General features: G+C 62.9%; 12 protein-coding genes and 1 pseudogene. 5 read left to right on the forward strand and 8 right to left on the reverse strand.

Annotated elements, in window-relative coordinates:
- Window positions 1-124 precede the first annotated feature (124 nt).
- Together ACVIN2_RS06170 and ACVIN2_RS06175 are read right to left on the reverse strand one after the other, a co-directional pair.
- A complete protein-coding gene (locus ACVIN2_RS06170) occupies window positions 125-1,267 on the reverse strand; it encodes an Mrp/NBP35 family ATP-binding protein (RefSeq protein ID WP_456764891.1) in 1,143 nt (380 codons plus the stop codon).
- 53 nt (window positions 1,268-1,320) lie between these two features.
- Window positions 1,321-1,758: a VOC family protein gene (locus ACVIN2_RS06175; protein WP_027517244.1), complete on the reverse strand. Its 438-nt coding sequence runs from the start codon at window positions 1,756-1,758 to the stop codon at window positions 1,321-1,323.
- 182 nt (window positions 1,759-1,940) lie between these two features.
- Between ACVIN2_RS06175 and ACVIN2_RS06180 the strand changes: the two genes are divergently transcribed.
- The 5 genes from ACVIN2_RS06180 (at window position 1,941) to ACVIN2_RS06200 (ending at window position 6,677) form a co-directional block, all read left to right on the forward strand.
- Window positions 1,941-2,813, forward strand: coding sequence for an NAD(P)-dependent oxidoreductase (locus ACVIN2_RS06180; RefSeq protein ID WP_456764892.1), 873 nt, complete (start codon window positions 1,941-1,943; stop codon window positions 2,811-2,813).
- Between the two features lie 22 nt (window positions 2,814-2,835).
- On the forward strand, window positions 2,836-4,113 hold the full coding sequence (gene nhaD / locus ACVIN2_RS06185) for a sodium:proton antiporter NhaD (protein WP_456764893.1): 1,278 nt from the start codon (window positions 2,836-2,838) through the stop codon (window positions 4,111-4,113).
- Between the two features lie 137 nt (window positions 4,114-4,250).
- Complete coding sequence (locus ACVIN2_RS06190) at window positions 4,251-5,846, forward strand: sensor histidine kinase (protein WP_456764894.1); 1,596 nt, start codon at window positions 4,251-4,253, stop codon at window positions 5,844-5,846.
- Between the two features lie 44 nt (window positions 5,847-5,890).
- The gene (locus ACVIN2_RS06195) at window positions 5,891-6,094 is read left to right on the forward strand and encodes a DUF1289 domain-containing protein (RefSeq protein WP_027517240.1); all 204 of its coding nucleotides are present in this window, start codon (window positions 5,891-5,893) and stop codon (window positions 6,092-6,094) included.
- A 28-nt stretch (window positions 6,095-6,122) separates the two neighbouring features.
- A complete protein-coding gene (locus tag ACVIN2_RS06200; protein ID WP_456764895.1) occupies window positions 6,123-6,677 on the forward strand; it encodes a TIGR02281 family clan AA aspartic protease in 555 nt (184 codons plus the stop codon).
- Between the two features lie 33 nt (window positions 6,678-6,710).
- Here the strand turns inward: ACVIN2_RS06200 and dusA are convergent, their stop codons facing one another.
- The 6 genes and pseudogenes from dusA to ACVIN2_RS06230 all read right to left on the reverse strand — a co-directional run bounded on the left by dusA (window position 6,711) and on the right by ACVIN2_RS06230 (window position 13,550).
- Window positions 6,711-7,703 carry a tRNA dihydrouridine(20/20a) synthase DusA gene (dusA, locus tag ACVIN2_RS06205; protein WP_456764896.1) on the reverse strand — a complete coding sequence of 331 codons (993 nt, stop codon included), beginning with the start codon at window positions 7,701-7,703 and terminating at the stop codon, window positions 6,711-6,713.
- Between the two features lie 617 nt (window positions 7,704-8,320).
- Window positions 8,321-8,845 (reverse strand): annotated as a pseudogene (locus ACVIN2_RS06210) (aldehyde dehydrogenase family protein); the annotation flags it as partial.
- A gap of 56 nt (window positions 8,846-8,901) precedes the next feature.
- Window positions 8,902-9,831 carry an alpha/beta fold hydrolase gene (locus ACVIN2_RS06215; protein ID WP_456764897.1) on the reverse strand — a complete coding sequence of 310 codons (930 nt, stop codon included), beginning with the start codon at window positions 9,829-9,831 and terminating at the stop codon, window positions 8,902-8,904.
- Window positions 9,832-9,835: 4 nt separating this feature from the next.
- Window positions 9,836-11,758 carry an acyl CoA:acetate/3-ketoacid CoA transferase gene (locus ACVIN2_RS06220; protein ID WP_456764898.1) on the reverse strand — a complete coding sequence of 641 codons (1,923 nt, stop codon included), beginning with the start codon at window positions 11,756-11,758 and terminating at the stop codon, window positions 9,836-9,838.
- Complete coding sequence (gene phaC / locus ACVIN2_RS06225) at window positions 11,758-12,879, reverse strand: class III poly(R)-hydroxyalkanoic acid synthase subunit PhaC (protein WP_456764899.1); 1,122 nt, start codon at window positions 12,877-12,879, stop codon at window positions 11,758-11,760. The genes ACVIN2_RS06220 and phaC overlap by 1 nt, the downstream gene beginning before the upstream one ends.
- On the reverse strand, window positions 12,876-13,550 hold the full coding sequence (locus ACVIN2_RS06230) for a poly(R)-hydroxyalkanoic acid synthase subunit PhaE (RefSeq protein ID WP_456764900.1): 675 nt from the start codon (window positions 13,548-13,550) through the stop codon (window positions 12,876-12,878). Before ACVIN2_RS06230 ends, phaC begins: the two co-directional genes overlap by 4 nt.
- Between the last annotated feature and the right edge of the window lie 12 nt (window positions 13,551-13,562).

The raw sequence follows: 13,562 nt of genomic DNA on the forward strand, positions 1-13,562 counted from the left end.
GGCTTGACTGCCGTGGGCCTTTAACACGGAAGCTCCGCTTTCGAAACGCGACATTGGCATGACAGGGCTCTACGAAAGTCGCATGTCCCCGGGGTATAGGTTTGAAGGGATTCGCTTGATCCGCTCAGGCCGCGGCGATGACGCCCTTGAGCTGGTCCCGCACCTGTCCCGCAATGGCGCGGTAGATCGCCGCATGGGGACCGTCCGGCTCGCTGTCCACCACGGGCGTGCCGGCATCCGAGGTGGCACGAATCGCCATGTGCAGGGGGACCTCGCCCAGGAACGCTACCCCGAGCTTCTCGGCCTCGTGGCGCGCGCCGCCATGGCCGAAAATGTCGGATTTCGTGCCGCATTGCGGGCACTGGAAATAGCTCATGTTCTCGACGATGCCGAGCACGGGCACGTTGACCTTCTTGAACATCGCGAGCCCCCGTCTTGCGTCGATCAGGGAAAGGTCCTGCGGGGTCGAGACGATCACGGCGCCCTTCAAGGGGACGTTCTGCGCCAGCGTGAGCTGGGCATCGCCGGTGCCCGGCGGCATGTCCACGACGAGAACGTCGAGCTGGCCCCATGCGACGTCGCGCAGCATCTGCGTCACCGCCGACATCACCATCGGCCCGCGCCAGATCATCGCCGTCTCTTCCTCCACCAGGAAGCCGATCGACATGATGGCCAGGCCAAAGCGCCTGAGCGGAATCATCTTGCGCTCGCCATCCAGCTCCGGCTTCTCATGCAGACCCGTCAGCCGCGGCACCGAGGGACCGTAGATGTCGGCATCGAGCAGCCCGACCTTGAGGCCGAGATCGCGCAGGCCCAGCGCAAGATTGAGCGCGGTGGTGGACTTGCCGACGCCGCCCTTGCCCGAGGCGACCGCGATCACGGCCGCGACGCCCGGAATCTCGGACTGCCGCGCCATCGGCGATTGGGCGCCGCCCTGCGGCGGCGGCTTGTGGGCGTGGACCGGCTGCACGCCCGGCGTGCCGCGGCTGGGCGTTGGCGGCGGCGGCGGTGCCGCGCCCGCCTTCCGCTCGGCCGTGAGCGCCACCATGACGGTGGTGACGCCGGGAATGGCGCGCACCGCGGCCTCGGCCTCGGCCCGGACGGATTCCCAGGCGCGCGCCTCGGCGGCATCGACATTGATCGAGAAGAACACCTTGCCGTCGGCCGCGCTGATCGCGCTCAGCACATTGGCATTGGTGAGCGCGACCCCGCGGGGCGACTTGATCCTGGCGAGGCTGTCGAGAACCTGTTGCTGCGTCACACTCAAAGCGCATCTCCTAGAATTCAAGATGCCCCATTAGAGCGGAAACGCCCAAAAGGCTACTGCCTGCCGATATCGTCAGCCATCTCGGCGGGCGCGGCGCCCTGCTCCAGGGCAGCCTCGTAATTCAGCTCGATCATGACCCCGTTGGGGTCGTGGACGAAGATCTGCCAAAGTTCGCCGCCGGGCACCTGGCGGGAGTCGAACTTCATCCCCTTTGAGGCCAGCCGCTGCTTCATGCCGTCAAAGCCGCGGCTGGCGAAGGCGACGTGGTGGACAACGCCGGAATCCGGCTTTTGTGGCTCGGCCGTCGGAGAAATATCGACGAGGTGCACCACCGGCTTACCCTCGCTGTACATCCAGGCGCCGGGGAAGGCGAAATTCGGCCGGGCGCCCTTTTCCAGGCCCAGCACGTCCTCGTAGAAGCGGACGGTCTCGGCCAGATTCCGGGTCCGGATGTTGAAATGATCGAGCACGCCCACGCTTACGCCGCCCATGCCTTCGCTCCCTTTTTTTTAAGTCCTTAGGTCCGCCATCCTAGCACAAGCGGGGGCCAAACGAACCCGTTGCCCTCCGGCCTCAAGGGTTTATGGTGCGGCCGATCTGCCGCAATGGCGGAACCGGGCGGCCCTCGCCCGGCAAGAACCGTAAAACCCAAACTACGGACAAGGTACCACAGATGGCTAAAGTCGCTTTCCTCGGTCTCGGCGTGATGGGCTTCCCCATGGCCGGACACCTCGTGAAAAAAGGGGGCCATGAGGTCACCGTCTATAACCGCACCGCGGCCAAGGCGAAGGAGTGGGCAGACAAGTTCGGCGGCAAGACCGCGGCGACCCCGAAGGCCGCGGCCGAGGGCCAGGATTTCGTGATGTGCTGCGTCGGCAACGATAACGATCTGCGCGCGGTCACGGTCGGTGCCGACGGCGCGTTTGCCGGCATGAAGAAGGGCGCGACCTTCGTCGACCACACCACCGCGTCCGCCGAGGTCGCGCGTGAGCTCGATGCGGCCGCGACCAAGGCCGGCTTCAAGTTCATCGACGCACCCGTGTCCGGCGGCCAGGCCGGCGCCGAGAACGGCGTGCTGACGGTGATGTGCGGCGGCGCGCAGGACGTCTATGCGGGTGCCGAGCCGATCATCACGGGCGCCTATGCGCGGATGTGCAAATTGCTGGGGCCGGCCGGCTCCGGCCAGCTGACCAAAATGGTCAACCAGATCTGCATCGCCGGCCTCGTCCAGGGCCTCTCCGAGGGTATTCACTTCGCCAAGAAGAGTGGCCTCGATGTCGCCGCCGTGATCGAAACCATCTCCAAGGGCGCCGCGCAGTCCTGGCAGATGGAAAACCGCTACAAGACCATGAACGAGGACAAATACGATTTCGGCTTCGCAGTCGAATGGATGCGCAAGGATCTCTCGATCTCGCTGGCCGAAGCCCGCCGCAATGGCGCCAATTTGCCGGTGACCGCGCTGGTCGACCAGTTCTACGCGGAGGTCGAGAAGATGGGCGGCAAGCGCTGGGATACGTCGAGCCTGCTCGCGCGCCTTAATCGCTGACCTCTGACGAAGTGATCCTGCCTTGTTGACCGCACTCGCCGCAATCTTCGTCCTCGCCTATGCGGCGATCGCGCTCGAGCATCCGATCGGGGTGAACAAGAGCGCGTCTGCGCTACTCGGCGCGGGCGTGCTCTGGACAATCTATGCGCTCGCGACCGGTGACCACACGCTGGTCGGCCGTCAGCTTGATGAGTCCGTCGCCTCCACCGCGCAGATCGTCTTCTTCCTGATTGGCGCGATGACCATCGTCGAGGTCATCGACGCCCATGATGGTTTCGAAGTCATTACCTCCCGCATAAGCACGACCAGCCAGGTCCGTCTGATATGGCTGATTGGTTTCGTGACCTTCTTCCTCAGCGCAATCCTCGACAATCTGACCACCACCATCGTCATGGTCTCGCTGATCCAGCGGCTGATCGCCAAGCGCGACGACCGGCTGCTGTTCGCCTCCCTCATCGTCATCGCCGCGAATGCCGGCGGAGCATGGACCGTGATCGGCGACGTCACCACGACCATGCTGTGGATCGGCGGACAGATTTCGCCCCTGAAAATCATGGGCGCGGTGTTCCTGCCCTCCCTCCTCAACCTGCTGGTGCCGCTCGCATTCATCAGCTTTTCGCTCAAGCGCAAGACCATCGCTCCGCCGCCGAAAGAGGACGGATTGCAAGGCGTCGATCCGTTCGAGCGCAACGTGATGTTCTATCTCGGACTCGGCGTACTGATCGCGGTGCCCGCCTTCAAGACGGTCACGCACCTGCCGCCCTTCATGGGCGTCCTGCTCGGGCTTGGCCTCGTATGGCTGGTCGGCGAGGTCGTTCATCGCGACAAGGACGAGCATGTCCGCGGTCCGCTCACGCTTGCGAATGCGCTGACGCGGATCGACATGGGCTCGATCGTGTTCTTCCTCGGCATCTTACTTGCGGTCGCCTGCCTCGAACATGCCGGCCTGCTCTCCATGCTGGCGAAATGGCTGGACACCGCGATCGGCCGACAGGACATCATCGTGATCGTGCTCGGGCTGCTCAGCGCCGTCATCGACAACGTGCCGCTGGTCGCCGCGACGATGGGCATGTACGACCTCGCGCATTATCCACCCGACAGCTTCCTCTGGGAGTTCATCGCCTATTGCGCCGGAACCGGCGGCTCGATCCTGATCATCGGCTCGGCCGCAGGCGTCGCCGCCATGGGGCTCGAGCGCATCGAGTTCCTCTGGTACGCCCGTCGCATCGCCCTCCCGGCGCTCGCCGGCTATCTGGCGGGCGCCGTGGTGTACATCGCACAGCACGCGGCGCTGCATTGAGCGGCTCAAGCCGGATCCAAAATTAACGCCGGGTTAACGTAATTCTTTAGCTCCTTAAGTCACCTCTTAAGGATTTCTTGCCAGAGATAGACAATGCAGAAGGCCCGTCCCGCGCGGGCAGGAATTGTTGTTGTGCGATGAGTAAACCCGCTGAAAAGCCCGAGGTTGTGCAGCTTCCGGCCGAGCCGGTGAGCGTGCCGTCGGCGAGCCATCGCCGGGCTGCGGCACAGCGGGTGCGCGAGGCGCGCGACAAGTTAACGTCGACCAGTGGAACCCGGCCGGCTTTCGACGCCGAGATGCTGCGCCATTACGCCCAGACCCGGCTGTCAGCCTCCTATGTCGTGATGCTGCTTGTGGTCGCGACAGGCGTGCTGTTTGGGCTGTGGATGCAGCCGATCCCGGCCGCGGCCTGGACCGCCGGCATGCTGTGCATCCATGCCGCGATGATCCGCAGCTGCCACCGCTTCCTGGCCGAGCCCGCCTCGCCCGCGGCAACGCGCGCATGGCAGACGCGTTTCGTCGTGCTCGACCTGCTCTATGGCCTTTGCTGGATGGCGATCCTGATCCATCCCGTGCTCGACATGATCACGGAATCGCTGATGATGTTCCTGATGCTGCTGGTGATCGCAGTATCAAGCATGCTGGCCGCCAATCTGCCGATCGCCGCCCTCGCCGCCACCGCACCGGTCGCGGTCGCGATGGCGCTGAGCTTCGTGATGACCGGCTCGCTGGATAATTACATCCTGGCCGCGCTCGCCCTCTCCGCCGAAGGCTATTTCGTGCTGCTGGCACATCGCCTGCACTCTTCGACCTTCGCCACGCTCGAGGCGCGCGCCGAGAAGGACGCGCTGATCGGCGAGCTCGAACAGGCCAAGGCGATCTCGGACGAAGCGCGCCACCGCGCCGAATCCGCCAATGTCGCCAAGTCGCGCTTTCTGGCGCAGATGAGCCACGAACTGCGGACGCCGCTCAACGCGATCCTCGGCTTTTCCGAGGTGATGAAGAGCGAGATTTTCGGCGCGCATGCCGTGCCGGTCTACAAGGAATACTCGGCGGACATCCACAATTCCGGCGTCCACCTGCTCAACCTCATCAACGAGATCCTCGATCTGTCGCGGATCGAGGCCGGCCGCTACGAGCTCAATGAGGAAGCGGTCTCGCTGGTCGGCATTGTCGCCGACTGCCATCATCTGATGAAGCTGCGCGCCTCGAGCCGCGATATCACCATCCACGAGGTGTTCGAGCAGGCAATGCCGCGGCTCTGGGCCGACGAGCGCGCGATCCGCCAGGTCGTGCTTAATCTGCTCTCCAACTCGATCAAGTTCACTCCGCAGGGCGGCGAGATATGGCTCAAGGCCGGCTGGACGGCCTCAGGCGGACAATATCTCTCGGTGAAAGATACCGGCTCCGGAATCCCCGAGGACGAGATTCCGGTCGTGCTGGCCTCGTTCGGCCAAGGTTCCAACTCGATCAAGTCGGCCGAACAGGGCGCCGGTCTCGGCCTGCCCATCGCCAAGAATCTGGTCGACCTGCATGGCGGTACGTTCACGCTGAAATCGAAGCTGCGCATCGGCACCGAAGTGATCGTCACCTTCCCGCCGGAGCGCGTGATGAGCGCGCTGGCGCCGATGTCGGATGATTCTCCGCCGCTCCAGCCCGAGAGTTCCGCGGTAGCGGACGAGAAGCGCCGGCCCCGTCGCAAGCCGATCATGAGCGCAGGTACGGGCTCGTAACGAGATGCTTGCAGATATGCCCGACCATCCGCCACTATGTCCGAATGAGCAAAGAAACGCCCTGCGTGGCCGTCTGCATGATCGATCCCAAGACCAGGCTGTGCTTCGGCTGCGGACGCACACTGCCGGAGATCGCGCGCTGGCACGCCATGGAGAGCGCGGAACGGCTCGCGGTCATGGCGCTGTTGCCGGCGCGCATGAATCAGGCTGGACTTGCGCCCATCGCAGGATCGCCGAAACACACCTGACCGGTCGGCGCGCATCTGGAGATGCGCAATGATCCGGTTCCTGCTCGTTCTCACCATGCTCGCCTGCACAGCCGGTGCCGTCGTCGCCTATGGCGATTCCGACCAGATCGCGCGCGCGAGCAGCAAGGTCTCGCATATCTTTCGCACGCAGACCGCAGCGCCCGCCCCCGCTGTGCAGATCCCTCGCGGCCAGGGCGGCGAATTCGCGCTGCGCGCGAAGATCAACGGCGTGGCCGCACCGATGGTCATCGACACCGGCGCGACTTCGGTGGTGCTGACCTGGGAAACCGCGAAAGCGATCGGGCTGCCGCTCGAGATGCTCGAATACGACGTCGATCTCGAAACCGCGGGCGGTCACACCAAGGCGGCCCGCCTCACGATCGACCGCCTCTCCGTCGGTCACCTCGTCGAGAAATCGGTGCCGGCCCTCGTCGTGCAGCGCGGGCAGATGAAGACCAACCTGCTCGGCATGAGCTTCCTCGACCGCCTGGAGAGCTGGGGCGTGCGCGCCGACAAGCTGATGCTCACCGGTTATCCGGAGCTCCAGACCAGTCAACGCCGCTCGCGCCTGGCAGTCGACTAGAGTTTTGCAATCCGCCTCGTCATGCGGCTACGGTTAGGCCGCCTCCGCCGGCGCGCGCGCACCGACACGCGCAATCGCATCGCGCAGCACCTCGAGGCCGGCGCCCGGCTTCACCCCCTGCTCGGCAAGATGCCGGCGGAAGGCGCGCGCGCCGGGCACGGCATGGAATGCGCCGACGAAATGCCTCGTCATGGAGTGCAGCCGCGTGCCGCGCGCGAGCTGTCGTTCGATGTAGGGCATCATCGCTTCGAGCGCATCCTGCATCGAGGCATGCGGCGCCGCCTCGCCGAAAATGTCGGTATCGACCGAGAGCAGCCGCCACGGCTCCTGATAGGCGGCTCGTCCAAGCATCGCGCCGTCAACGTGATCGAGATGTGCTTTGGCCTCGTCGACACCGGGGATGCCGCCGTTGATGATGACAGGCATATCGGCCATCGCTCGCTTGAGGCGATAGACGCGATCATAGTCGAGCGGCGGGATGTCGCGATTTTCCTTCGGCGACAAACCGCTGAGCCATGCTTTCCGGGCATGCACGATCAGCGCATCACAGCCGGAAGCGACGACCGCGCGCGCAAGGTTGTCGAGCGCGACCTCCGGATCCTGGTCGTCGATGCCGATGCGGCACTTCACGGTGACGGGCACGGCAACCGCACCCTTCATCGCCTCGACGCACCTCGCCACGAGATCAGGCTCTGCCATGAGGCAAGCGCCGAAACGGCCGTCCTTCACGCGGTCGGAGGGGCAGCCGACGTTGAGGTTGATCTCGTCATAACCGAACTCCTCGCCGATCCGCGCGGCCAGCGCCAGCTCGCGCGGATCCGACCCGCCGAGCTGAAGCGCGACCGGGTGCTCGACCACGTCGAACCCAAGCAGCCGCTCCCGGTCACCATGAATGATGGCACCGGTGGTCAGCATCTCCGTATAGAGCAGCGCCCGCCGCGTCAGGTGACGGTGGAACACCCGGCAATGCCGGTCGGTCCAATCCATCATGGGCGCCACAGAAAAGCGATAGCCTTGCACTTTCAATGACTTACCTTTATCGTCTCAATAGGATGAAACACGAAAATGTGCACTCCAACCTAGCCGAAATTACACAGGTTTGTACCCATTTTGACCTCTCAGTGAACACTAGTGCAAACGAAAGCCGGAGTGCACACGCGTGGCGATCCTCACTCAATGGCATCGGGAACTGACGCGTCCAAGTCCACCGCAAGCCCGTTATGTGGCTGAGACTTTCCGACAGCGCAAGGAGGGCGAAGAATGGCCGCTCGAAATGGAGCGCAACATAGACCGCAACGGATCGTCGAAGCTCCGCGTGGATCGCAAACAGCACGTCTGCGATGCCGCCGGCTGCGACAATAGACGACAGTAATCTGACCGATGTAGATTTTTGCTGGAAACATCTTCCGCCCCACTTACTCGCGCTAGCGAGCGGCGAGATGAAAAACGGGAGAAGCTCAAGCATTCAACCGGAATAAAAATCGTCTTCCGCGACGAGATCCGTATCGATCAAGCTCATCCGTGAGAGATCGATGATGGACCAGTTTCAGCGTGATTGAGGAAACGCCTCAATAGAAGGTGAACGGCCTGACCAAACTGGATCGATCGTCTGGCTCAGCTGATTGCTCAGCTCACCTGCAACGGGCAAGCGCCGGGCCGGCCTTGCGGGTGATCATCCCGGCCGGGAAATTCCACGGGATGATTGCGGCACAAACGCCGATCGGCTGCTTCAGCACGATGATGCGGCGGTCGGCCGTGAAGCCTGGAATCGTATCGCCATAGACGCGTTTTGCCTCCTCGCCGAACCGCTCGATGACGCTTCGGCATACGCGATCTCGCCTTTGGCTTCAGCAAGCGGCTTGCCCTGCTCCGCCGTCATGATCGCGCCGAGATCGTCCTGGTTCGCCATGATCAGATCGAACCAGCGTCGCAGGATCACGGCGCGCTCTTTCGCGGTCCGGGCGCGCCACGCCGGTAGCACAGCGTTGGCGAATTCGATCGCGCGCCGGGTCTCGCCATCGCATGTTGGGGACATGCCCGACCACGGTGCCGGTCGAGGGATTATCAACTGCGATGGTGGCGCCGTTATCGTCAGCTACCCACGCACCCGCCACCGGACAGGCATCGCACAACAGGGTCGGATCTTTGAGCGTGAGTTTCGAAGACATGATGAAGACAGCCAAAATGAATGGAGTGAATCGATCCGCGACCGGCGCAAAACCGCTTAAAGCGTTCCGCGCTCGCTGCTGAGGAACGTGGCAACGACCTCGATCTGGTCGTCAGCGATCAGGGCCGGCGCATGGCCGCAATCCGCAATGGTGTGGACGCGGACATTACGATTGCGCCGCATCATGTCCCTGAGGACGGCTTCGGGAAGCAAATCCGATTGCTGCCCGCGTATCACAAGAATGGGGACATCGATCGCATCCCAGTATTTCCAGAGATCGACGCTGTAGTGCCAAGGGTTTCGAAAGGCCTGAGCGATGTTCGGATCGCACAGCGGCTTGAAGCAGCCCGCCTCCGCGCTCCAGATCACACTATGCGTCGTCAGATGCCGCCAGTGCACATCCTCCAATCGCCCGAAAGGCGCAAGAACCCGCCGGTAGTAGCCTTCGGCCTGTTCGATCGTCTCAAACGATTTGGGCGCCTCGTTGAGATTGGCACCGAGACGAAGCAATCCGGCCCAGGGCAAATACGGTCCGATGTCGTTGATGACGATGCGGCGGATCGGACTGCCCGGAAGGGCGGCCAGCACCATCCCGATCAGGCCACCGAGCGACGTGCCGACCCAGTCGATCTCCGTTGCACCGAGGCCTGCCATCAGCACTGTCATATCGCTGCAATATTGCGGCAACGCGTAGTCGCGGCTGTCATGCAGCCGCTCGCTTTGCCCCCGGCCCGGCAAATCCGGGCAAATGACGCGTCGGCCCGCGCTGGCGAGAACTGCGGCGAGATGATCGAAGTCCCGGCCGTTTCTCGTCAATCCGTGGACACAGAGTACTGGCCGCACCGCGGACGCTGGTCCCCAATCCGTGAATGCGATGCGATGGAAGCTGCGGCGGGTCAGCCCGCGCACCGATCCGATACGGTCGGGCGCCATCTGCCGTCCTTCAGGCCAATCCGCGGGGCGCACCTCGGTGGATTTCAGCCGCATCGGTCTATTCGACAAACCGGTGGGCGTCGGCCGAGGTTTCGAAGATGTGCGGCGCGACATCGCGGCGGGAGAGCGCATCGCCGAGCTTCAGACGCATGAATGCGCTGGTGGTGTAGCGCGAGGCATGATCGTAGCAGGTCCGCTCGACCTCTGCGGCCATCGAAAACCATTTGTCCGCCATGTCGGGAGCGATGTAAGCCGAATCGTAATTGACGACTGCGGAAAACCGGCGTCCGACACGATGGAAGAGCTCGAGGATCGACGCCCGGATTACCTCGACGTCGGCATCTCTATGGACCCGATAGCCGTCGAGACCGAGAAACAGCGTGTTGCGATCGGCATCGTATGACAGCCGCTCCGCCAGCGGCCGGTTCAGTAGCCGGTCGTCGAGCTGCATCAGCGCTTCGCTGAACAGCGAAACATCCATGGATTTCGGCGCTTGGATGATGGGGCGAAAGCCCATCAGCGCGAGAATGTCGCGCTCCATGTCGATACCCGGCGCGATCTCCGTTAGTTCGAGACCTTCCTGGGTAAGCTTGAACACGCATCGCTCGGTCACATAGAGAACCGGCTGCCTGTTGGTTGCGGCAAGCTTGCCCGAAAACGTGATCTGATCGACTTTGTCGATGAATTTCGATGATTTTCCTTCGCTGAGGATCTTGAGCTCGCCATCCACGACCGATGTCTTGAGGCCGCCAGTGGTGAAGGTGCCTGCGAAGATCAGCCGGCGCGCGTTCTGCGAGATGTTGATGAAGCCGCCGGCGCCGGCCAGGCGGCCATTGAACAGGCTGACGTTGACGTCGCCGCGGCCATTGACCTGAGCCATGCCGAGACAGGCCAGATCGAGCCCGCCGCCGTCGTAGAAATCGAACATCTGGTTCTGGTCGATGATCGATTCTGCATTGATCGAAGCACCGAAATCGAGGCCGCCTTGCGGAATACCGCCGATGATGCCGGGCTCGGCAGTCAGCGTTACAAAGTCGAACAGCTTCTCCTCGGCGGCAACCGACGCAACTCCCTCGGGCATGCCGATGCCGAGATTGACCACGCCGCCCATTGGCAATTCCAGGGCGCAGCGGCGCGCAATGATCTTGCGGTTGTCCAGCGCCATCGGAACATTGCGATCGGCCGGCGCGCGCAATTCACCCGAGAACGCGCCGTTGTAACCGGTGGCATAGGTCTGGACGTGGTTTTCGGGCTGGGCAACGACGACGCAGTCGATCAAGACACTCGGAATCTTGACATGACGTGGATTGAGCGAGCCGGAGGCGGCGATGCGCTCCACCTGCGCGATGACGAATCCCTTGCAGTTCTTGGCGGCCGTTGCCAACGCCAGATTGTCGAGGGTCAACGCCTCTTTCTCCATCGAGATATTGCCATTGTGGTCGGCGGTGGTACCTCTGATGATCGCAACGTTAATCGGAAATGCCTTGTAGAAGAGCCATTGTTCGCCGTCGATTTCGATCAGCCGCACCAGCTCTTCGGTGGTGCGCGCATTCAGCTTTCCGCCGCCATTGGCCGGATCGACGAAGGTGCCGAGCCCGACCTTGGAGAGAAGCCCGGCCTTGCGCCCCGCAATTTCGCGAAACAGATGCGATACGCATCCGAGCGGCAAATTATAGGCCTCGACGTGATTGTCGACCGCCATCCGGGCGAGCTTCGGAACCAGGCCGAAATGTCCACCAACCAGGCGTTTGATCAGGCCGGGATGCGCCAGGCGGTTGAGGCCGCGATCGGCGCCGTCCCCCGGCGCCGCGGCGAACACCAGCGAAAGGTCCCGCGGCTCTCCGGTCTGCACGAAGCGCCGCTCCAGCGCCTTGATGATTTCGTCAGGCGTTCCCACGCCGACGAAGCCGGACGAGGCGACGGTGTCACCGGAACGGATGATGGCAACCGCCTCCGCGGCGTCGACGATCTTGTTGCGCATCAGGCTTCACTTCCGGGATTGGCGTCGCGGGCGACCAGCCAGTCGGCAATGCTCTGGCTCAGCTTGCCCTGCGATTTGCTGGAGACGAACAGGCCGACATGGCCGCCCGGCAACGGAATTTCGGTGTAATCCGTACTGCCGATCTTCGCTCCGAGCGCGCGCGAGCAGTCCGGCGGAATGATATGGTCATCCAGCGCAAAAACATTCAGCACGGGAGCCGTGATCGACTTCAGATCGACCCGACGGCCGGACAATTCAAAACTGCCATCGACCAGGCGGTTCTCCTGGTAGAGATCCTTCAGCCACTGCTTTGCCGCTTCGCCGGGATGATGCGGACGGTCCGCGAGCCACTTTTCCATGCGGAGGAAATTCATGAACTTCGCCTCGTCATCGACGACGTCGATGAGATCGACATTGTACTTCGTCAGTGAGCGCATCGGCGTCATCATCGAGAACACCGAGCTCATGAACTCGCCCGGCAGCACGCCATAGGTGTCGACCAGCTTGTCGATGTCATCAGGATCGAGGCTGCGGGTCCAGAGGTTGAGGAAGCCGTGGTGCGCGGCCTTGTCCTTGACATCGGCATGGAAGTCGATCGGCGTGATGGTGATGACGAGATTTTTCACCCTCTCCGGATGCAGAGCGGCGTAGCACGTCGTAAAGACGCCGCCTTCGCAGATGCCGAGCAGCGTGATCTTGTCATGGCCGGTTTCCTGCGCGATGCGGTCGACTGCGGCATCGATGTAGTCATCGACGTAATCATCGATCTTCAGCCATCGCTCGGTTCGGCCCGGCTGACCCCAGTCGATCAGCCAGAGATCGAGTCCTTTTGCGAGCAGGCTGCGCACCAGCGAGCGGTCGGGCTGTAAATCAGCCATGGTGTACCGCCCGATCAGGCCGTAGGCCAAAAGGACGGGCGTCTTCGCACTGGCTTGCGCCATCGCCTCGTAATGGAACAGCTCGACCTTGTCGCGGCGCATGACCAGATGCTTCGGCGTCATACCGATGGCGACGTCTTCATCCCGCGTGTTGGCGATCAGCTGTGTCACCTTGAACATTTTCTCGGCGTTGGCCGCCATGTCGCGGGCGAAGCGCGAGGTCTGATTCTCCTGGTCGCTCATCGTGCGCCTTCACTCTTCTGGTTGCTCATCTGGCGGGTGAGCGTGCGGACTTCACGGCGGAGCTCGGTCAATTGCCGCGTCACGTCGTCGAAATCCTTGCGAGTCGGCAGACCCAACATGGCTGACGCCGCTTCAGCCACGTCATCCTGCCGGCTCCGTAATTTGAGGCCCGCCTGGAGCAACTCTTTCTGAGCTTGCAAAAATCCGTCGGTGCGCTGGTTACGGATCAGTTCCTCGTTGGAGATTTCGCTCCATTTGGCGAACGCCTCGCGCCACTCCGGATGCGGGGAGCCACCGCTACCAGTTGCGGACATCGTCTCGTAAAACCGCTTCGACGCTTCAAGCCACGGAGCGGCAGCGACCGCATTGTAGCTCGCAAGCCGCTGACGCATCTCGATCCAGGCGCCAAAGGCCAACGCCATTTTCCGGTCGATGTCCCAGACGTCGGCTAGCCGCGGCCCCTGCGCCATTCGCTCGATCGCCGCCGACAATTCGTTGCCGTCGCCAAAACCACCCGGCTTTTCCGACAAACGCGCCAGCATGAACGGTGCCACCGATCCCGACCACGCCTCGACCATGCGGTTCGAGGATTCGGCCATCGTCTGCCAAAGCTTCGCCCATTCCAGGCCGGGATCGGACTCAGCGGAAGCCGATTTGTCGTTCTCGCTCATGCTGCTCACACT

The organism is Bradyrhizobium sp. USDA 3650 (genome assembly GCF_054057395.1).